Consider the following 19584-nt stretch of genomic DNA (forward strand, 5'->3'; position numbering starts at 1 on the left):
CCATTCGCGGCCGGAGCGATCGCCCTCCGGCTATCGCGTCGCAAATGGTGACCCCTACGGGAATCGAACCCGTGTTTCAGCCGTGAAAGGGCCGCGTCCTAACCGCTAGACGAAGGGGCCGTGCGAAGGCCGGATGCCGTTATTCGCTTCCGGCCGGTCGGTCAATGCCTCAATCGGCCCAGGCCGCATCATCGAGATGCATTTCCGCTGCGGGCCTTGCGCCCCAGTCGTCGATCTTCACGCGCCCGGCCAGCCACAGCCGCCGATCGCGCGGCGCGCCGAGCAAAGCCTGCCCCAGGGCGCTATCGGCCGCGCGGAAGGCGACGGTCTTGAGGCTGCGCCCGTCGTCGCCCGCCACGATCGCACGGACATGCCCGCTGCCGACGATATCCGCCTTGATGATTCGCACCGGCCCCGTCGCGACGCGCGGCGCGGGCCAGCCCATGCCGTATGGTCCGCCGGCATCGAGCGCCTCGACCAGCGACGGCGCCACCCCGCCGGGCGCCACGACGGCGTCGAGCAGCAGCGCGCGTTCGCCCTCCGCGCGCGTCACGTCTGCGGCCAGCCGCTCCTCAAGAAACTCGGCGAGCGCATCGATGCGATCGGCGGCAATGGTCACGCCCGCCGCCATCGCATGGCCGCCGCCGGCGATCAGCAATCCGCTATCCTTGGCCGCAAGGATCGCCGCGCCCAGATCGACGCCCGCGATCGAACGCCCCGATCCCTTGCCGATCCCCGCCTCGTCGAGCGCGACGACGATCGCCGGCCGGCCGAGCTTTTCCTTGATCCGTCCCGCGACGATCCCGATCACGCCGGGATGCCAGCCCTCGCCCGCGATCAGCGCCACCGAGCGATTGCCCTGGCGATCGGCGGCGGCCTCTGCTTCGGCCTGCACCGCCGCCTCGATCGCGCGGCGCTCCTCATTGAGCCGGTCGAGCTCGGCGGCGATCGCGCGCGCTTCCTCGGGATCCTCGGTGGTCAGCAGCCGCACGCCGAGATCGGACTTGCCGACGCGCCCGCCGGCGTTGATGCGCGGCCCGAGCGCGAAGCCGAGATCGTGGCACAGCGGCGCCCGGCTGAGGCGCGACGCATCGATCAGCGCTGCCATGCCGATGTTGGGGCGCGCCGCCATCACCTTCAGCCCCTGCGCCACGAAAGCGCGGTTGAGCCCGCGCAGCGCCGCGACGTCGGCTACGGTGCCAAGCGCGACCAGATCGAGCAGGTCGAGCAGCCGGGGCTCTTCGCGCCCGGAGAAATAACCGCGCGCCCTGAGCGTCCTCAGCAAGGCAGCGCCGAGCAGGAAGGCAACGCCCACCGCCGCGAGATGGCCGTGCGCCGCGCCTTCATCCTCATCGAGCCGGTTGGGGTTGACCAGCGCCAGCGCCTCGGGAAGCGCGGTCGCGCATTTGTGATGATCGACGACGACGACATCGACGCCGGCCGCCTTCGCCATGGCGAGCGCATCGAAGGCCTGTGCCCCGCAATCGACGGTGACAATCAGCCGCGCGCCGCCCTCCGCAATGCGGACCAGCGCCTCGCCCGAGGGGCCATAGCCTTCCATCAGCCGATCGGGGATATAGGCTTTCGGGCTCAGCCCCAACGCCTTGAGCAGGCGTACGAGCAGCGCCGCCGACGTAGCCCCGTCGACATCATAGTCGCCGAAGATCGTCACCGCCTCGCCCGCCTCGACCGCGTCGGCCAGCCGTTCGGCCGCCTTGTCCATGTCGCGGAAGATGGAAGGATCGGGCATGAAGGCGCGGATGCTGGGCGCCTTGTGCGCGTCGATCGCGTCGCGCGGGCAGCCACGCGTCAACAGCAGGCGGGTGACGAGATCGTCGGGCTGGAAATCCGGATCGGCCGCATCGCCGCCGCGCCATTGCCAGGGCTGGCCAAGAATCGATCGGGCGATGTTGAGCGCGGCGGCCATCCCTCCCCCTAGACCTCGGCGAACGGAAAGTGAATCGGCAAGCATCGCCGATTGGGTTATTCTGGGCGACGGGGGTAGCGACATGGGGCGATGGATTTTCATCGGGCTGCTTCTGCTTGGCTTCGCGCTGGCAGTGCAGACGAGTCTCCGGCGCGGCGAGCGACCCGATGGCGCTGCCGCGCGGCGCGGCGAACATCTGGCGACCATCTATGGCTGCAAGGGCTGCCACCGCGCCGATCTGGCGGGCGACGAATGGGAGACGGACCCGAAATTCGCGATCCAGTTCAGCTCCAACCTGTCGCGCCTCGCGCCGCGCTCCAGCGACGCCGAGATCGAGGCTATGCTGCGCACGGGCAAGCGCCCTGACGGCAGCGTGCTGTGGGAAATGCCATCCTGGATGTTCGCGCGTCTCTCGGCTGCCGACATGCGCGATCTGATCGCCTATCTACGCACCGTCCCGCCCGCCGGCGTCGATCATCCGCGCATCGTCATGGGTCCCGGCGCGCGTGCCGAGATCAAGGCCGGCACTTTCTTCGACGAGACTGTGGCGATCGCTTGGTTCAGCCGCGCGCTTCCGATCGACACGGGGCCGGCAACGGCGCGCGGCCGCTACATCGCCAGCGTCACCTGCGCCGAATGTCACGGCCATGCGTTGGACGGCGGCAGGGGCACGCTCAGCACGCCCGATCTGCGCATCGTCGCGGCTTATGACGACGCCCAGTTCGCAACGCTGATGAACAGCGGCCGGGCCGCGAACGGGCGCGAGATGGAATTGATGTCAGTGGTGGCGCGCAGCCGCTTCTCCCACTTCACCGTGGCCGAGCGCGACGCCGTGCGCGACTATCTGCGCGCCCGCGCCGCGCTGCTCCGCTGAAGCTGCATATTTGCTGACTGGGGGGTTCGCGCCCGGTTCAGGCGCGATGCGCCAAGCCTTCGCCGTGGGAATGGAGGCAGTGGGACATATGGCCGCACGACATAATGGGCAGCGCTGGACGCCGGAAGCCGATGCCGAACTTGCCGAGCGCAGCGCGCGGGGCGAACTGCTTCCCGCCATGGCCAAGGATATGGGCCGCACGCAGGAAGCGCTGCGCACGCGCGCCAACATGCTGGGCATTCCGGTTCGTTCGACGCTGCGCCGCGCGCCGCCGGCACGATAACGCCCGCCGGCATTTGCAGCCGGCGGACGCCAATCAGATCAGATCGTCAGGCGAGGACGCGCTGACCCTGCCGCTTGCGGCGCGCCCGCAGCGCCAGACCCGCAGCACCGAAGCCGCCGAACAGCATCGCCCAGGTCGCCGGCTCGGGCACCGCCGAGGTCACCGCGATGTTGTCGACCTCGAACGAATTGCTGCCCGAAGTCAGCGTGATACCGGCAATCGTCTGCCCCGCATCGGCGAAGAAGCGGAAGCGGCCGTTGGTGCGGTCCTCGGTCTGGTTGCCGTCGGGCGTCGCGACCAGATCGGCGCCGGTAAAGCTCTGCGTCGTGCCGTCGGCGAAGCTCAACATGATCGTGTTGTAGCTGTCGACCGAACCGATATCGAGGCTGAAGCTGCTGAGCGGACCGGCGAACGCGATGCTCGCGCTTCCGCCACCCAGCACTGACAGATAACGCGTACCGTCGCCGGCGGCAGGCAACGCGCCCTGCCCGGACGAGCCGGTCAGAAAGGCGAAGCCCGATCCGGTGACGAGACCATCGGCACTGGGACTGTTGAAGTCGTAGGCAACCGATTCACCCGGCAGAAGCGCATCCGAACCGGGCACGAAGACGAACGTCGCCGCTGATGCAGCGCCGGCGGTGCCGGCGAGCAAGGCGGTCGCGACAAGAGCCTTGAGCATTTTTCATTCCCCTCGAAGCATACTGGCACACCGACGACCGACCGAGCCGCCGCAGACGAAGCCCCAGCTCCGCCCACGCGCTCAAATGCGGGCCGCCGGAACGGTTCCTGCATTGCAGCAATTTTCGCGGTGAGTGGAGCCCATCACAGGTTAAAATAATGTTAACCACGAAGCCTCGGGAAATATGGCGTTTCCTGCCCCTGCCATATGCCGTCGCCTGGAACACGCGGTTCACCCATTTCGCAGTCGCGAAAACACCGCGAAAGCTCTGCATCAGACGGGGGTTGGAGCCGGCGCTCCGACACCCTAGCTATGCGCCCTGTCTCGACGCGGGGGTTCGCTCTTGTCCGCCATCATCACCGTTGAAAATGTCTCCAAGACCTACAAGTCAGGCCACACGGCGCTTCACAAGGTCGACCTCGAAATCCGCAAGGGCGAGATTTTCGCACTGCTCGGCCCCAACGGCGCGGGCAAGACGACGCTGATCAGCATCGTCTGCGGCATCGTCAATCCGTCGACCGGCACCGTCATGGTCGACGGGCACGACGTGGTGCGCGAACCGCGCCCTGCCCGGATGAAGATCGGCCTCGTGCCGCAGGAGCTTTCGACCGACAGCTTCGAATCGGTCTATGGCACGGTGCGCTTCAGCCGCGGGCTGTTCGGCCGGCCGCCCAACCCCGCGATCATCGAGAAGGTGCTGCGTGACCTGTCGCTGTGGGACAAGCGCGACAGCAGGATCATGGAATTGTCAGGCGGGATGAAGCGCCGCGTGCTCATCGCCAAGGCGCTGGCGCACGAACCCGATATCCTTTTCCTCGACGAACCAACGGCGGGGGTCGACGTCAACCTGCGCCGCGACATGTGGAACCTCGTCAGCGATCTGCGCGACAAGGGCGTCACCATCATCCTCACCACTCACTATATCGAGGAGGCGGAGGAAATGGCCGATCGGGTCGGCGTGATCGATCGCGGCCGCCTGATCCTCGTCGAGGACAAGGCGGCGCTGATGGCCAAGCTCGGCAAGCGCCGGCTGGTCCTCACGCTTGCCGAGCCGCTTGCCGCCGTGCCGGCCCAGCTTGCCGAATGGGCGCCGGCGCTGATCGACGACGGCCATGGCCTCGTCCTCACCTTCGACGCCAATGCCGAGCGCACGGGCGTCCCCTCCTTCCTGCGCCGCGTCGCCGATCTCGGCATCCAGTTCCGCGACATGGACATGACGCGCAGTTCGCTGGAGGATATTTTCGTCGAGCTTGTCGCACAGGCCGAACGCGAAGGAGCCGCGGCATGAACTGGTACGGAATCCGCGCCATCTATCGTTTCGAGATGAACCGCGCGCTGCGGACGCTGTGGCAGAGCCTTGCCGCGCCCGTCATCACGACCTCGCTTTATTTCGTCGTTTTCGGCGGCGCGATCGGATCGCGGATGCAGCAGGTCGGCGGCGTCGACTATGGCGCCTTCATCGTCCCCGGGCTCATCATGCTCGCGCTGCTGACGCAGAGCATCTCCAACGCCTCGATCGGCATCTACTTCCCCAAGTTCACGGGCACGATCTACGAGCTGCTCTCGGCGCCTGTCTCGGCGACGGAGATCGTGATCGGCTATGTCGGGGCGGCGGCGACCAAATCGGTCGTGCTCGGCCTCGTCATCCTGCTTACCTCGGCTTTCTTCGTGCCCGTCAGGATCGAGCACCCGCTGGCGATGATCGCCTTCCTGCTGCTCACCGCGATTGCCTTCAGCCTGTTCGGCTTCATCCTCGGCATCTGGGCGGACGGTTTCGAGAAGCTGAGCTTCGTCCCCACGCTCGTCGTCACGCCGCTGACGTTCCTCGGCGGCGCCTTCTATTCGATCGACATGCTCCCGCCCTTCTGGCGCGCGGTCAGCCTGTTCAATCCGGTGGTCTATCTGGTGAGCGGCTTCCGCTGGAGCTTCTACGGAAAAGGCGACGTGGACGTGGGGGTGAGCCTGGCGCTGACCTTCGTCTTCCTGCTCCTGTGCCTGCTCGTCCTGCGCGGGATTTTCCGGACTGGCTATCGCCTTAAAAACTGACACTAATACGCCGGCGCGCGAAACCAGTTGGTTTTCGCGCGGCAGGAGGCGCGGATGGACGATCATCATGACCATCATGATCATGACGCAGCGGCGGCGGTGAAGGATCCCGTCTGCGGCATGACGGTCGATCCGGCGAAGACGGCGCATCATGCCGAGCATGGCGGCGCGACCTATCATTTCTGCAGCGCGCGGTGCCGCGAGAAATTCGTCGCCGATCCAGCCCCTTATCTCGCTCCCCAAACTGCTACGCCGGCGCCGGCCGCGCCGCCGGGGGCGATCTGGACTTGCCCCATGCATCCGGAGATCAGGCGGTCCGGGCCGGGATCATGCCCGATCTGCGGCATGGCGCTGGAACCCGAGGCGCCGACCGGGGACGAAGGCGCCAATCCCGAGCTGATCGATTTCACCCGGCGGCTGTGGATCAGCGGCGTTCTGGCAGTGCCGCTGCTGCTCGTCTCGATGGGTGCGGAAATGCTGGGAATCCATATCGTCCCGCCGCACTGGTCGGCCTGGGTGCAGCTCGCGCTTGCCGCGCCGATCGTGCTGTGGGCGGGGCTGCCCTTCTTTCAGCGCGGCTGGTCTTCGCTCAGGTCGCGCCACTACAACATGTTCACGCTGATCGCACTCGGCGTGGGTGCAGCCTTTCTCTACAGCCTCGTCGCCACGATCGCGCCGGGGCTTTTCCCGCCCGGTTTCCGCGATCATGGCGGGATGGTTCCGGTCTATTATGAAGCAGCGGGCGTCGTGGTGGTGCTCGTCCTGCTTGGGCAGGTGCTGGAAATGCGCGCCCGCGCCGCGACGGGGCAGGCGATCCGCGCGCTGCTCAACCTCGCGCCCAAGACCGCACGGCGCGTCGCGCCCGACGGCGATGAGCAGGAAGTGCCGCTCGATCAGGTCGTGGCCGGCGACCGGCTGCGCATCCGCCCCGGCGAGACCGTCCCCGTCGACGGCGTCGTCCTCGAAGGCAGTTCGAGCGTCGACGAAGCGATGCTCACCGGCGAGCCCGCCCCCGTCGCCAAGAGTGTCGGCGCGGACGTCACCGGCGGCACGGTGAACGGCACGGGCAGCCTGCTGATCGAGGCGCGCGCGGTGGGCGCCGATACGATGCTCGCGCGCATCGTCGCGATGGTCGCCGCCGCCCAGCGCAGCCGCGCGCCGATCCAGGCCGTCGCCGATCGCGTATCGGGCTGGTTCGTGCCGCTGGTCGTACTGGTCGCCGTCGCGACCTTCGTGATCTGGCTGCTGGTCGGGCCGGAACCGCGCTTCGGCCATGCGCTGCTCAACGCCATCGCCGTGCTCATCATCGCCTGCCCCTGCGCACTTGGCCTCGCCACGCCCATGTCAGTGATGGTCGGCACCGGGCGCGGCGCGCATGCCGGCGTGCTCGTCCGCAATGCGGAGGCGCTGCAGGCGCTCGACAGCGTCGATACGCTGGTAATCGACAAGACGGGAACGCTGACCGAAGGCAAGCCGCGCCTGATCGCGGTCGAGCCCGTCGACGGCGTCGACGCCGATACGCTGCTCGCGCTCGCCGCCGCGATCGAGGCGCAGTCGGAGCATCCGCTGGCGCGCGCGATCGTCGAGGGCGCGAGGCATCTGTCCATCGGCGCCGTCGCCGATTTCCAGTCGCAGACCGGACTTGGGGTCAGCGGCGCGGTCGACGGCAAGGCGGTGGTCGTCGGCAATGCCTCACAGCTCCGTCGCGTCGGCGCCGATCCCGCCGCGCTCGAAACACAGGCCGAACGCTATCGGCACGACGGCGCGGGCGTGATGCTGGTCGCGATCGACGGGCATAGCGCGGGGCTGATCGCGGTCGCCGATCCGATCCGCGCAGATGCGCGCGAGGCGATCGCCGCGCTCCATGCCGAAGGCCTGCGCATCGTCATGCTGACCGGCGACAATCGCGCCACCGCCGAAGCCGTCGCGCGTGCGATCGGCGGCATCGACACGGTCCACGCCGATCTTCGCCCCGAGGACAAGGCGCGGATCGTGGGCGAGCTGAAAGCCGGCGGCGCGCGCGTCGCGATGGCAGGCGACGGCATCAACGATGCACCCGCGCTCGCCGCCGCCGATGTCGGCGTGGCGATGGGCACCGGCACCGACGTCGCGATCGAAAGCGCGGGGCTGACGCTGACGCGCGGCGATCTGTCCGCGATGGTCCGCGCGCGGCGGCTGGCGCGCGCGACGATGGCGAACATCCGCCAGAATCTGTTCTTCTCCTTCTTGTTCAACGGCATCGGCATCCCGATCGCGGCGGGGGTGCTCTATCCGATCGCCGGCATCCTGCTCTCGCCGATGCTGGCAGGCGCCGCGATGGCGCTATCGTCCTTCACCGTCGTCACCAATGCGTTGCGTCTGAACCGGATACGGCTCTAGGCTCCAGAAGCGCTGAACATCGCTTGGGCTTGGCGCCTTCCCCTGCTAGGGAGCCGCGCCATGCTCAATATCAGCGACATAACGGTGCGCCTTGGCGGCCGCACGATCCTTGACGGCGCCACCGCCAGCCTGCCGCCGCGCGGCCGCATCGGGCTGATCGGCCGCAACGGCGCGGGCAAGACGACGCTGGTGCGCGTGGTCGCGGGGATGCTGGAGCCCGACACCGGATCGATCGACATGCCGCGCGGCGCACGCCTCGGCTATATCGCGCAGGAAGCGCCCGACGGCGACGCGACTCCGTTCGAGACCGTCCTCGCCGCCGATACCGAGCGCGCCGCCCTGCTTGCCGAAAGCGAGACCAGCCACGATCCCGACCGGCTGGGCGAGGTGCATGACCGTCTGATCGCGATCGACGCGTACAGCGCACCGTCGCGCGCCGCGCAGATCCTCGTCGGCCTCGGCTTCGACGAAGCGGCGCAACACCGGCCGCTCAGCAGCTTTTCGGGCGGGTGGAAGATGCGCGTGGCGCTCGCCAGCCTGCTCTTCTCGCAGCCCGACCTGCTGCTGCTCGACGAACCGTCGAACCACCTCGATCTCGAAGCCGTGCTGTGGCTGGAGGATTTCCTCAAATCCTACCCCGCGACCATCCTGCTCGTCAGCCATGAGCGCGATTTCCTCAACAATGTCGTCGATCATGTCCTGCATCTGGGCGGCGGCAAGCTGACGCTCTACCCAGGCGGCTATGACGCATTCGAGCGCCAGCGCGCCGAGCGCCAGGCGCAGATCGCCTCGGCCCGCGCCAAGCAGGAAGCCGAGCGCGAGAAGCTGCGCGACTATATCGCCCGCAATTCCGCCCGCGCCTCGACCGCCAAGCAGGCGCAGTCGCGCGCCAAGGCGCTCGCCAGGATGCAGCCGATTGCCGAATTGCACGACGATCCCAGCCTCAGCTTCGACTTCCCCGATCCCGATGCGCTGCGCCCGCCGCTGATCACGCTCGACATGGCGACGGTCGGCTATGGCGAGACGCCGATCCTCAAGCGTCTCAACCTGCGCCTCGATCCCGACGATCGGGTCGCGCTGCTCGGCCGCAACGGCAACGGCAAGACGACGCTCGCCCGCCTGCTCGCCGCCCAGCTTGCGCCGATGGAAGGCGGCATGACCGCATCGGGCAAGATGCGCGTCGGCTATTTCACCCAATATCAGGTCGAGGAGCTCGACCGTGACGAAACCCCGCTCCAGCACATGACCGCGCTGATGAAAGGCGCCAGCCAGTCGGCGGTGCGTGCGCAGCTCGGCCGCTTCGGCTTCCAGGGCGACAAGGCGACGACGCTGGTCGGCAAATTGTCGGGCGGCGAGCGGGCGCGGCTGGCGCTGGCGCTGATCACGCGCGACGCGCCGCACATGCTGATCCTCGACGAACCGACCAACCACCTCGACGTCGATGCGCGCGAAGCGCTGGTTCAGGCGCTCAACGCCTATTCGGGCGCGGTCGTGATCGTCAGCCACGATCGCCACATGCTCGAGATGACGGCGGACCGGCTCGTGCTCGTCGACAGCGGCACCGCGTCGGAGTTCGACGGGTCCATGGACGATTATATCGCCTTCGTCCTCCGCAAGGACAATGCGACCGCGAAGGCGCAGAAGGCCGATCGGAAGGAAGCCCGCCGCGCCGCCGCCGAAGCGCGCGAGAAGAATCAGGAATTGCGCAAGGTCGCCAAGGCCGCGGAAACCGAACTCGCAAGGCTCAACGAGCAGCGCGGCGCGATCGATCGTGCGATGTTCGATCCCTCCAGCGCCGACGCCGCGCTCGCGAAGCTGACGATGACCGAACTGATGAAGCGCCGGGCCGATCTGAACGATCGCATCGAAAGCGCCGAGTCCGCGTGGATGGAGGCAAGCGAGGCGCTGGAAGCGATCGAGGCCTGACGGCTGGCGACCGCAAGGCTCCGGCCTGCGGCCTCAGCCGAGCGCTAGACCAGCCGCGCTTCGTCCAGATAACGCTGCACCGCGCGGCCGACGCGCTCGATCACCACGGCGCGCGGCAGTCCGGCGACGACGGGTATCCTCCACACGAAACGCGCCATCGTGAGGCCCAATATCTGCGTCGCGACGAAAGGGGCTGCGCCCAGCGCCCATGGCCCGATGATCGCGAAGACCTGCGCAAGCTGTCCGCCAAACTGCGCGACCACGCCCTCGCGCGCCGCCTCGTTGGAGATCGACGCGCGCATCATCGCCGCCAGCGCCGCGCCGTCATGCTCGTCTTCCCACAGGTCGAGCACATGCGTGACCAGCGCCTCGCCCAGCGCTTCGGGCGCGATCCCCGCGAGCGACTCGGGCCTGAAGTTAAGCGTGGTCACCGTCGCGAACAGCCCCTCCTTCGAATCGAAATAGCGGATCACCATTGCGGGGTTGATCGCTGCCTCGGCCGCGATCGCGCGGATCGTCGCGCCTTCATAGCCTTCTTCCGCAAAGATTTTCCGCGCGGCGGCGGCAATGCGTTCGCGCGCGAGATCGGATTTTCTGATCGATTTGGTCTCGGTCATCGCATTAATTTGCAAACAATCGTTTACATTGTCCAGCCTTGATGATATGCAAACACGTGTTTACAATGTTGGAGACTGGTGATGGCGACGACGGTAGCTGGCATCGAACCCGGGCAGCGCAGGCTCAACGGACCGCAGACGACGGGCCGCACCTATCGCAACCTCTCCATTCCCCAATATGAAACGACCTGCGACGAGGATGTCGCCGCCGTCATGCGCGACGGCGTCGAGTTGATGGTCGATGTCCACCGTCCCGCCGCACCGGGCCGCTATCCCGTCCTGATCGCCGCTTCGCCCTATCCGCGCCAGATCCAGAACAGCGGCGCTCCGCTGGGTTTCGTCGAGGCGGGGGCGAGCGACTTCTTCGCGCCGCGCGGCTATGTTCACGTCATCGCCAATTGCCGGGGCACCGGCGGATCGGGCGGCACCTTCGGCTTCTTCGACGGCCAGGAACGGCAGGACATGCACGATCTGGTCGAATGGGCGGCGGCGCAGCCCTGGTCCGACGGCAATGTCGGCATGGTCGGAATCAGCTATTTCGCCTGTACCCAGATGGAGGCGGCGGTCGAACGCCCCCCACATCTGAAAGCGATCATGCCCATCGCCGGCACCTACGACCTCTATCAATCGGCCACGCACAACGGGCTGATGAGCAGCAGCTTCATCACCCCTTTCCTGTCGATGATCGGCATGACGTCGGGTCACACCAACAAGCTGTGGCGCGGCAGGCTGCTGCAGGCGGTGAGCGCGGTGCTCCACATCCCCGCGATCCACAAATCCTTCGAACATGCCAATGGCGAAGCGGCGATCGCGGGGATCAGGGAGATGCTCAAGCTCCACCACGATCCGCACCCATGGGACGATCACTGGCGCGCCATTGCCGTCGAGCACCCCTTCCGCGACGGCTGGTGGGACGAGCGCAACATCCTGCCGCTGCTCGACCGCGTCGATATCCCCGTCTATCTCGGCTGCGACTGGCAGAATGTGCCGCTCCACCTTCCCCACACCTTTACCGCGATAAAGGGGCTGACCAGCAGCCCGCATGTGCAGGTGGCGATGATGGGCGAACATGGTCTGTCATGGCCGTGGGAAAGCCTGCACATCGAGGCGCTGGCGTGGTTCGACCACTGGCTGAAGGGCGCCGACACCGGCATCCTCGAAGGCCCGCGCTTCCGCTATGTCATGCCCGGCGCTGAAGGCTGGCGATCGGCTGCGCAGTGGCCGGTCCCCGAGGCCGCCCCGAAAGCCTATGCGCTCGGCGCCGACGCAGTGCTGGGCAGCGCCGCCTCCGATGGCGAGCGGACTTATATGAACCTTGGCGCCGGGCTCAATCGCCCCCGCGCAAGCGAGACCGATCCCGCCGACCATCTCGCCTGGGATACCCCGCCGCTCAGCCAGGACGTCGAGATGTGCGGGCCGATCGAACTGGCGCTCGACGTCGTCAGCACCGCCCCCGACACCGCCTTCATCGCCATCCTGCAGGATATCGACGAAGCGGGCGTGGCGACGAATGTCACTGCCGGCTATCTCCGCGCCGGCCTCCGCGCCGTCGACGAGGCAGCCAGCCTGCCCGGCGCGCCCGTCCTGCCCTGCCGCGATTTCGAGGCCGTGCCGGTGGACAAGCCCGTCCACTACCGCATCCCGCTCGTTCCCAACGCGCGCTACTTCAGGGCCGGCCACCGCATCCGCCTCTATCTGACCTCGGACGATCAGGGCGAAGACAAGCCCGCCGCCCTCCTCTTCCGCCATGCCAGCATCGGCACGAGCACGCTCAACAGCGTCCTCGCCACGTCCAAGTTGCTGCTGCCGGTCGTGGGAGAAGGATGAGGTCCGCGTCAGGCCGTCGGCACCGTTCCGCCGTCGATGACATATTCGGTACCGGTAATTGCCCCGGCCAGCGGCGAGGCAAGGAAGCAGATGAGGTCGGCCACTTCGCGCGGCTTTGCCGGACGGCCCAGCGGGATGCCGCCCAGCGAATCCATGATGATCTGCTTGCCGCCTTCATAGTCGGTGCCGGCTTCGGTCGCGAGGCGATCCGCCAGCGCCACGGCGGCGTCGGTCTCGACCCAGCCGGGAGAGACGCGCACGACGCGGATGCCTTTCGGTGTCACTTCCTTCGACAGGCTCTTGCTGTAGGTCGAGAGCGCGGCCTTTGCGGCGGCGTAGGCCGTGGTCGATTCAGGAAGCGGCAGCACATGCTGGATCGACGTCACATGGATGATGACGCCGGCGCGCTGCGCGATCATCGACGGCAGCAGCGCGCGATCGATCCTGACCGCCGGCATGAGGTTGCGGTTCAATTCCTTCATCCATTGATCATCGTCCAGCGCGGCGAAACCGCCCGCAGGCGCATCCGATCCCCCGAGCACATTGACGATGACGTCCACGCCCCCGAAAAGATCGAGCACGGCATCGACGGCGGCTGCACAACCATCGGCGGTCGTAAGGTCCGCCGCGACATAGTGAGCGCCATCCAGTGGGGCGGCGGGGGTATTGCGCGCCGTCGCAATCACCTGAGCGCCGGCGGTTAGCAGCGCCTCGACGACGGCAGCGCCGATACCTTTGGTGCCGCCGGTCACCAGCGCCCGCCGTCCGGCCAGGGCAAGATCCATGGTCATGACTTGTCTCCAATCCTGCAATAGCGCCGTCGTCCGCCCGCACCGGTGACGAAATAGTCGGCAATGGATCTCGGCAGGTGCGTTCCATCGGCGTTGTTCATCGGGGCAGATCGGCCTAACTTCAGATCGATGCAAGAACGCACGAAAAAGTAAGATACTCACGGAAAAGTATGCGACACCAATATACGCGCGAGACGGCGACCCAAGGCATCGAGAATGCGCTTAAGCTGATCGACGGCCGCTGGAAATTGGTGATATTGTTTCACCTGTTCGGCGGGCGGATCATGCGCTTTTCCGATCTCGAGCGGGCGACCCCCGGCATTTCGCAGAAAATGCTCGCCCAGCAACTCAGGCAAATGGAAAGGGACGGGATCGTTTGCCGGACGGTCCACCAGGAGGTTCCGCCAAAGGTCGAATATGGTTTGACCGACTGGGGGCAGGCGCTTTGCCCCGCGCTCGATGCGCTGCTGTCGTGGATCGCGCAGCGGGCCGATAAGGAGACCACATCCGATACGGATTAGGCTTCCACCGGATAAGAGCACGCGGCAGCTTCGGGTTTCCGCGCCACATCGATCTGATCCGCGCTCGCCCCCTCTTCACATCGCGCGCGGCAGCGCCGATGGTGGCGGCTTCGATCATAGACCGGAGTCCTTCGTGCGCGCCTTTGCCCTGCCTTTGCTTCTCGCCGCCGTCGCCGCCCCCGCAATCGCCCAATCATTGCCGCAGCCCGACGCCGCGCTGCGCACCGATGTCGCGAAGGAAATGCCGTCGCTGATGACGCTCTACCGTACGCTCCACGCATCGCCCGAGCTCAGCACGCAGGAAGTGAAGACATCGGCGCGGCTGGCGGAAGAGGCGCGCAAGGCGGGCTTCGCCGTGACCACAGGGGTCGGCGGCACCGGCGTCGTCGCGATACTGAAGAACGGCGCGGGGCCGACGGTGATGCTGCGCACCGACATGGACGGACTTCCCGTCACCGAGCAGACCGGCCTGCCCTTCGCCAGCACCGTCAAGGCGACGGGCGCGGACGGGCAGGAAACCGGCGTAATGCACGCCTGCGGGCATGACACGCACATGTCGACATGGGTGGGCACCGCGCGGCTGATGGCGGCGCTCAAGGGCCGCTGGTCGGGCACGCTGATCATGATCGCCCAGCCCGCCGAGGAGATTAACGCCGGCGCCACCGCGATGATCAAGGATGGCCTGTTCACGCGCTTTCCCAAGCCCGACTATGTCGTGGCCTTCCACGATTCGGCTTCGCTGCCCGCCGGCGTCGTCGGCTACACGCCTGGCTATGCGCTTGCCGCCGTCGATTCGATCGACATCGTCGTGAAGGGGATCGGCGGCCACGGCGCCGCGCCGGCGACGACCAAGGACCCGATCGTGCTCGCCGCGCGCATCGTCGGCGCGCTCCAGACGCTTGCCTCGCGCGAGATCGATCCGCAGGAACCGGTCGTCGTCACCGTCGGCTCGATCCATGGCGGCACCAAGCACAATGTCATCCCCGACAGCGTGAAGCTGCAGCTCAGCGTGCGCAGCTATGCGCCCGAAACGCGCGCGAAGTTGCTCGAAGGCATCCGCCGCATCGCGCGAGGCGAGGCGATCGCGGCCGGGCTGCCCGATGATCTGATGCCCGTCGTCACGCAGTTCGGCACCTATGCCGATCCGACCTTCAACGACGAAGCGCTGACCGGCCGCATCGCGACATCCTTCGTCGGCGAATTCGGCAAGGACCGCGTCCGCGCCGTCAAGCCGGCGATGGTCAGCGAGGATTTCGCGCAGTATCGCCTCGTCGACCCCCAGCATATCCAGAGCCTGATCTTCTGGGTCGGCGGCGTGCCGCAGGCCAAGTGGGATGCGGCAAAGGGCGATCCCGCCAAGCTGCCTTCGCTCCACAATTCGGGCTGGGCACCCGATGCCGAAGCAGTGATCTCTACCGCGACCGAAGCGATGGTGACGGCGTCGCTGGATCTGCTCGCGAAGCGTTGAGCCCATCCCCGTCATTGCGAGCGCAGCGAAGCAATCCAGAGTGTCGCCGGACATTTCTGGATTGCTTCGCTGCGCTCGCAATGACGGCTGCGGCGGCCGTAACCAAAGCGCAGCCTTTCGGTCATCGCTTCGTAGTATGCGCGTAACGCCCCCGTCCCCGTCCTCCGATAGGTGGATGGGGCCGGGATGCGGGCCGCAGGGGGCCATGGCGTCTTCCCGGCATGGGAAACGCGATGCGCAAGACCGCCCTTCTCCTTATCGCCGCGCTGGTGCCGGCGAGTGCCGCGCTTCAGGCGAGCGCATCGGGCGTGGGTGTGGACTGGGCGGCGCTCGGCGCGCGCATCCATGCCCCGCAGCCGGCGGCCGAACGCCAGCTCGAGGTCATGACCTATAATGTGAAGGGCCTGCCCTGGCCCGCCGCTTTCGGACGCCCGGGCGCGCTCGCGGCGATCGCCGACCGGCTCGGCCAGCTGCGCGCCGAAGGCCGCGCGCCGCAGGTCGTGGTGCTGCAGGAAGCCTTCACCGACGAAGCGCAGTCGATCGGCGCGCGCGCGGGCTATCGCTACCGCGCCATCGGCCCGGCGGGCAACGCCGCGCTCGGCAGCGGGCTCGTCATCCTCTCCGACTATCCGATCGTCTCGCTGCGCTCGATGCTGTTTCCCCACGGCGCCTGTGCGGGGGTCGATTGCCTCGCTTCCAAGGGCGCGATGGCGGCGCGGATCGCCGTGCCGGGCGTCGTCCTTCCGGTCGAGGTCGTGACGACGCACCTCAACGCCAATGGTCGCTCGCGCGCCTCGGTCGCGGCGCGCAGGCAGGCCTATGCCGCGCAGATCGCCGCGCTGAACGGTTTCGTCGATCACGCCCCTGCACCGGTCGCCGCGCGCATCGTGGCGGGCGACTTCAACGTCGGCCACAGCGACGAGCGGCTGGGCGCGCTGCTGGGCGGTGCGCGCAACTGGGGCGCCCGCCCCGTCTCCGCCTTCGGCCGCCCCGAATTCACCCCCGAATGCCGCGCCGCGCCGCAAAACTGCGGCGGGGCTGCCTCAATCGCCGCCAACGTCCCGCTGCGCCACGCCAGCGACTGGCAGTTCGTCGAGCGCATGGCCACCGGTGGAGTATCGGCAGGCGCGCCGCGCATGATCTTCACGCTCGACCGCGAGGATAATTCGCTGTCCGACCATGCCGGCTACAGCATCACCTATCGCTTTCAGGGCTAGTCCACAGCTTCGTTCGTCGCGTTCCGTGCTCGCGTTCGCGTAACCCCCAAACTGAACGCCCGCCGGTGGTCTCCCACCGGCGGGCGCCTTCTCCTCCCCAGGAAAAGATCGGTCGGATCAGGCGGCGTGCGCCTTCTTGAACTGGTCGGCCTCGGTCGATTCGGCGAGCGCCGTGGTCGATGCCTGGCCGCCGCCGACTGCCGTCGCCACCGCGTCGAAATAGCCGGTGCCAACTTCGCGCTGGTGGCGCGTCGCGGTGTAGCCGTCCTTCTCGCTCGCGAACTCGGCCTGCTGCAGCTCCGAATAGGCCGCCATGCCGCGATCCTTGTAGCCGCGCGCCAGCTCGAACATGCCGTGGTTGAGCTGGTGGAAGCCCGCCAGCGTCACGAACTGGAACTTGTAGCCCATAGCACCCAGCTCGCGCTGGAACTTGGCGATGGTTTCCTTGTCGAGCTTGGCTTCCCAGTTGAAGCTGGGCGAGCAGTTATAGGCCATCAGCTTGCCCGGATGCGCCTTCTGCACCGCCTCTGCGAAGCGCTTGGCGTCGGCGAGGTTCGGGTGGCTGGTCTCCCACCACAGCAGGTCGGCATGCTCGGCGAAGGCGATGCCGCGCTTGATGCAATGGTCGACGCCGGTGCCGTCCTTGAGGCGGAAGAAGCCCTCGGGGGTCCGCTCGCCGGTGAGGAACTCGTGGTCGCGCTCGTCAATGTCCGAGGTGATGAGCTTGGCGCTTTCCGCGTCGGTGCGAGCGACGAGGACGGTCGGCACGCCGCAGACGTCGGCGGCGAGGCGCGCGGCGTTGAGGTTGCGGATATGCGCCTGCGTCGGGATCAGCACCTTGCCGCCCAGATGGCCGCACTTCTTTTCCGATGCCAGCTGGTCCTCGAAGTGAACGCCGGCGGCGCCCGCCTCGATATAGGCCTTCATGATCTCGAAGCAGTTGAGCGGGCCGCCGAAGCCGGCTTCGGCATCCGCGACGATCGGCACGAACCAGTCGCGCTTGGCACCGCCCTCGCTATGCTCGATCTGGTCCGCGCGCTGGAGCGTGCGATTGATCTTGCGCGCCAGTTCCGGCCCGGCATTGGCGGGATAGAGCGACTGATCGGGATACATGGCGCCGGCGGTGTTGGCGTCTGCCGCGACCTGCCAGCCCGACAGATAGATCGCCTTCAGCCCGGCGCGGACCATCTGCATCGCCTGGTTGCCGCTGAGCGCGCCAAGCGCGTTGATATAGTCTTCGGTGTTGAGCAGCTCCCACAGCTTCAGCGCGCCGCGCCGCGCCAGCGTATGCTCGATCGGGAAGGAGCCGCGCAGCTTCTCGACATCCTGGGGCGTGTAGGTGCGATTGATGCCGTTGAAGCGCCCTTCGGGAGCCGCGATCAGATCGGAGAAGCTCAACATTGGTTAATCCTTCACAAAATCCGGGCAACCCCGCCCGCTGGATGAAAGCGAGATACGCGCAGATCGTATGATTCGAGAGTGATATTGCCCGATTTCGGCGTGTTCGCGTGCGCAGTGCTATGCGAAGTTGAGTAAACTTGTAAATTAAATTACAGACCGGATATGGCGGAACGGAAGATCTTCGCGGGGCATGCGGTGCGGCGGCTGCGGCGCAGCGTGGGCGTGACGCAGGCGGCGATGGCCGAGATGCTCGGCATCTCGCCCAGCTATCTGAACCTTGTCGAGCGCAACCAGCGCCCGCTGTCAGCCGTGCTGATCCTCAGGCTGGCCGAGAATTTCGACTTCGATCCGCGCAGTCTCTCGACCGACGATCCGGGCGGCGGGGCCGATGCGATCCGGCGCAGGCTCGCCGATCCGATGTTCGGCGATCTCGAGGTCGATCGCAGCGAGGTCGAGGAATGGCTGGCGGCGGCGCCGGGCGGTGCGGCGGCGTTTGCGCGCGCGTTCGACGCGCTCCACGCCGGCGGCGCCACGTCCGTGCCCGGCCAGGCCGATCCGATCGATGCGGTGCGCCGCGAAATCGCACGCTGGCGCAATCACTATCCCGACCTCGATGCCGCAGCCGAAGCCGTCGCCGACGAGCTTCGCCTCGGCGCCGGCGATCTTTATGGCGCGCTGTCGGAGCGGCTGCGCATCAAGCATCAACTCGCCATCCGCATCCTTCCCGTCGACGTGATGCCCGACAAGCTGCGCCGGCTCGATCTTCACGCCCGCCAGCTCCAATTGTCCGAGCTGCTCGATCCCGCCTCGCGCACCTTCGCCCTCGCCTATCAGCTTGCCCAGATCGAGGCGCGCGCCGAAATCGAGGCGCTGGCGCGCGGCGCCGCCTTTGGCGATCGACTCCCCGAGCGCTTCTATCGCCGCCACCTCACCAGCTATTTCGCCGCCGCCGTGATGATGCCCTATGCCCGGTTCCTGCGCGCGTGCGAGACGACGGGCTATGACACCGCGCTGCTCCAGCGCCGCTTCGGTGCGGGATTCGAACAGGTGGCTCACCGGCTAACCACGCTCCAGCGCGTCGGCGGGCGCGGCCTGCCCTTCTTCATGCTGAGGATCGACCGCGCCGGTCAGGTTTCGAAGCGCTATGGCGGCGCATCCGGATCGCCGCTTGCGGAAACCGGCGGCCGCTGTCCGCTCTGGTCGATCCATGCCGCTTTCGATCGTCCGGGCGAAATCGTCACCCAGATGGTCGAGCTCGAGGATGGCAGGCGCTGGTTCACGCTGTCGCGCACCGTCCGCCCGCTGTCGGCGGGAACGGGGCGCAGCGACGCGATCTTCGCGATCGCACTGGGGGTCGAAGCCGGGCTTGCCGCGCCGCTTGCCGCCGCGCGCGGGATCGATCCTGTCAACGGCCTCGCCGCGCCGATCGGCCTTGGTTGCCGCGACTGCACGCGCGCCGATTGCGCTCAGCGATCCACGCCCCCCGCCGCCCGCGCGCTGACCGTCGACGATCGCGAGCGTGGCCTTTCCGCCTTCACTTTCGCAGGCGAGTAAGAGTTGGTTCCGAAATGCGCGCCGCGCATTTCGGATGCGGCACCGGCCCGCTCCGCAATCCGGCGATAGCCGGA

Annotated in this window: 16 protein-coding genes and 1 tRNA gene; 11 read left to right on the plus strand and 6 right to left on the minus strand. The window is 67.3% G+C overall.

What is annotated here, in order from left to right:
• Positions 1-45: 45 nt before the first annotated feature.
• Both AC3WT0_RS04510 and recJ read right to left on the minus strand, forming a co-directional pair.
• Positions 46-120 (minus strand) — tRNA-Glu (locus AC3WT0_RS04510).
• Positions 121-169: 49 nt separating this feature from the next.
• Positions 170-1927 carry a single-stranded-DNA-specific exonuclease RecJ gene (recJ, locus tag AC3WT0_RS04515; protein ID WP_492751798.1) on the minus strand — a complete coding sequence of 586 codons (1758 nt, stop codon included), beginning with the start codon at positions 1925-1927 and terminating at the stop codon, positions 170-172.
• 82 nt (positions 1928-2009) lie between these two features.
• Here recJ and AC3WT0_RS04520 point away from each other — a divergent pair, with 82 nt between their 5' ends.
• Together AC3WT0_RS04520 and AC3WT0_RS04525 are read left to right on the plus strand one after the other, a co-directional pair.
• The gene (locus tag AC3WT0_RS04520; protein ID WP_492751800.1) at positions 2010-2801 is read left to right on the plus strand and encodes a c-type cytochrome; all 792 of its coding nucleotides are present in this window, start codon (positions 2010-2012) and stop codon (positions 2799-2801) included.
• Between the two features lie 88 nt (positions 2802-2889).
• The gene (locus tag AC3WT0_RS04525) at positions 2890-3084 is read left to right on the plus strand and encodes a hypothetical protein (protein ID WP_492751801.1); all 195 of its coding nucleotides are present in this window, start codon (positions 2890-2892) and stop codon (positions 3082-3084) included.
• 46 nt (positions 3085-3130) lie between these two features.
• On the opposite strand, the gene AC3WT0_RS04530 is transcribed toward AC3WT0_RS04525, so the two are convergent.
• Entirely contained in the window at positions 3131-3763 is a 633-nt protein-coding gene (locus AC3WT0_RS04530) for an Npun_F0296 family exosortase-dependent surface protein (protein ID WP_492751802.1), read from the minus strand.
• Positions 3764-4106: 343 nt separating this feature from the next.
• Here AC3WT0_RS04530 and AC3WT0_RS04535 point away from each other — a divergent pair, with 343 nt between their 5' ends.
• From AC3WT0_RS04535 to AC3WT0_RS04550, 4 genes are read left to right on the plus strand one after another with little or no spacing between them, the layout of a single operon-like run.
• On the plus strand, positions 4107-5051 hold the full coding sequence (locus AC3WT0_RS04535; RefSeq protein WP_492751803.1) for an ABC transporter ATP-binding protein: 945 nt from the start codon (positions 4107-4109) through the stop codon (positions 5049-5051).
• On the plus strand, positions 5048-5809 hold the full coding sequence (locus AC3WT0_RS04540) for an ABC transporter permease (RefSeq protein ID WP_492751804.1): 762 nt from the start codon (positions 5048-5050) through the stop codon (positions 5807-5809). The genes AC3WT0_RS04535 and AC3WT0_RS04540 overlap by 4 nt, the downstream gene beginning before the upstream one ends.
• 54 nt (positions 5810-5863) lie before the next feature.
• On the plus strand, positions 5864-8188 hold the full coding sequence (locus AC3WT0_RS04545) for a heavy metal translocating P-type ATPase (protein WP_492751806.1): 2325 nt from the start codon (positions 5864-5866) through the stop codon (positions 8186-8188).
• 60 nt (positions 8189-8248) lie between these two features.
• Positions 8249-10114, plus strand: a complete 1866-nt coding sequence (locus tag AC3WT0_RS04550; protein ID WP_492751807.1) for an ABC-F family ATP-binding cassette domain-containing protein — start codon at positions 8249-8251, stop codon at positions 10112-10114.
• Between the two features lie 44 nt (positions 10115-10158).
• On the opposite strand, the gene AC3WT0_RS04555 is transcribed toward AC3WT0_RS04550, so the two are convergent.
• On the minus strand, positions 10159-10731 hold the full coding sequence (locus AC3WT0_RS04555) for a TetR/AcrR family transcriptional regulator (protein ID WP_492751809.1): 573 nt from the start codon (positions 10729-10731) through the stop codon (positions 10159-10161).
• 81 nt (positions 10732-10812) lie between these two features.
• Here AC3WT0_RS04555 and AC3WT0_RS04560 point away from each other — a divergent pair, with 81 nt between their 5' ends.
• Complete coding sequence (locus tag AC3WT0_RS04560) at positions 10813-12558, plus strand: CocE/NonD family hydrolase (protein WP_492751811.1); 1746 nt, start codon at positions 10813-10815, stop codon at positions 12556-12558.
• An 8-nt stretch (positions 12559-12566) separates the two neighbouring features.
• Here AC3WT0_RS04560 and AC3WT0_RS04565 read toward each other — a convergent pair whose 3' ends face one another.
• Positions 12567-13349: an SDR family oxidoreductase gene (locus AC3WT0_RS04565; RefSeq protein ID WP_492751813.1), complete on the minus strand. Its 783-nt coding sequence runs from the start codon at positions 13347-13349 to the stop codon at positions 12567-12569.
• 170 nt (positions 13350-13519) lie between these two features.
• On the opposite strand from AC3WT0_RS04565, the gene AC3WT0_RS04570 reads away from it, so the two are divergent.
• From AC3WT0_RS04570 to AC3WT0_RS04580, 3 genes are all read left to right on the plus strand, one after another.
• Positions 13520-13870, plus strand: coding sequence for a winged helix-turn-helix transcriptional regulator (locus tag AC3WT0_RS04570; RefSeq protein WP_492751815.1), 351 nt, complete (start codon positions 13520-13522; stop codon positions 13868-13870).
• 133 nt (positions 13871-14003) lie between these two features.
• Positions 14004-15338 (plus strand): amidohydrolase, encoded by a 1335-nt coding sequence (locus AC3WT0_RS04575; protein ID WP_492751816.1) that lies wholly within the window; start codon positions 14004-14006, stop codon positions 15336-15338.
• A 233-nt stretch (positions 15339-15571) separates the two neighbouring features.
• Entirely contained in the window at positions 15572-16555 is a 984-nt protein-coding gene (locus AC3WT0_RS04580; RefSeq protein WP_492751818.1) for an endonuclease/exonuclease/phosphatase family protein, read from the plus strand.
• A 117-nt stretch (positions 16556-16672) separates the two neighbouring features.
• Here the strand turns inward: AC3WT0_RS04580 and aceA are convergent, their stop codons facing one another.
• Entirely contained in the window at positions 16673-17956 is a 1284-nt protein-coding gene (gene aceA, locus AC3WT0_RS04585; protein WP_492751819.1) for an isocitrate lyase, read from the minus strand.
• A gap of 162 nt (positions 17957-18118) precedes the next feature.
• Here aceA and AC3WT0_RS04590 point away from each other — a divergent pair, with 162 nt between their 5' ends.
• On the plus strand, positions 18119-19510 hold the full coding sequence (locus tag AC3WT0_RS04590) for a helix-turn-helix domain-containing protein (protein WP_492751820.1): 1392 nt from the start codon (positions 18119-18121) through the stop codon (positions 19508-19510).
• Positions 19511-19584 lie beyond the last annotated feature (74 nt).

The organism is Sphingomonas sp. EU05-FHT14C10 (genome assembly GCF_058790595.1).

Bases quoted from the DNA above. Each gene is read 5' to 3' on its own strand.
- recJ (WP_492751798.1), bottom strand. From the start codon at position 1,927: ATGGCCGCCGCGCTCAACATCGCCCGATCGATTCTTGGCCAGCCCTGG.
- AC3WT0_RS04520 (WP_492751800.1), top strand. From the start codon at position 2,010: ATGGGGCGATGGATTTTCATCGGGCTGCTTCTGCTTGGCTTCGCGCTG.
- AC3WT0_RS04525 (WP_492751801.1), top strand. From the start codon at position 2,890: ATGGCCGCACGACATAATGGGCAGCGCTGGACGCCGGAAGCCGATGCC.
- AC3WT0_RS04530 (WP_492751802.1), bottom strand. From the start codon at position 3,763: ATGCTCAAGGCTCTTGTCGCGACCGCCTTGCTCGCCGGCACCGCCGGC.
- AC3WT0_RS04540 (WP_492751804.1), top strand. From the start codon at position 5,048: ATGAACTGGTACGGAATCCGCGCCATCTATCGTTTCGAGATGAACCGC.
- AC3WT0_RS04545 (WP_492751806.1), top strand. From the start codon at position 5,864: ATGGACGATCATCATGACCATCATGATCATGACGCAGCGGCGGCGGTG.
- AC3WT0_RS04550 (WP_492751807.1), top strand. From the start codon at position 8,249: ATGCTCAATATCAGCGACATAACGGTGCGCCTTGGCGGCCGCACGATC.
- AC3WT0_RS04555 (WP_492751809.1), bottom strand. From the start codon at position 10,731: ATGACCGAGACCAAATCGATCAGAAAATCCGATCTCGCGCGCGAACGC.
- AC3WT0_RS04560 (WP_492751811.1), top strand. From the start codon at position 10,813: ATGGCGACGACGGTAGCTGGCATCGAACCCGGGCAGCGCAGGCTCAAC.
- AC3WT0_RS04565 (WP_492751813.1), bottom strand. From the start codon at position 13,349: ATGACCATGGATCTTGCCCTGGCCGGACGGCGGGCGCTGGTGACCGGC.
- AC3WT0_RS04570 (WP_492751815.1), top strand. From the start codon at position 13,520: ATGCGACACCAATATACGCGCGAGACGGCGACCCAAGGCATCGAGAAT.
- AC3WT0_RS04580 (WP_492751818.1), top strand. From the start codon at position 15,572: ATGCGCAAGACCGCCCTTCTCCTTATCGCCGCGCTGGTGCCGGCGAGT.
- aceA (WP_492751819.1), bottom strand. From the start codon at position 17,956: ATGTTGAGCTTCTCCGATCTGATCGCGGCTCCCGAAGGGCGCTTCAAC.
- AC3WT0_RS04590 (WP_492751820.1), top strand. From the start codon at position 18,119: ATGGCGGAACGGAAGATCTTCGCGGGGCATGCGGTGCGGCGGCTGCGG.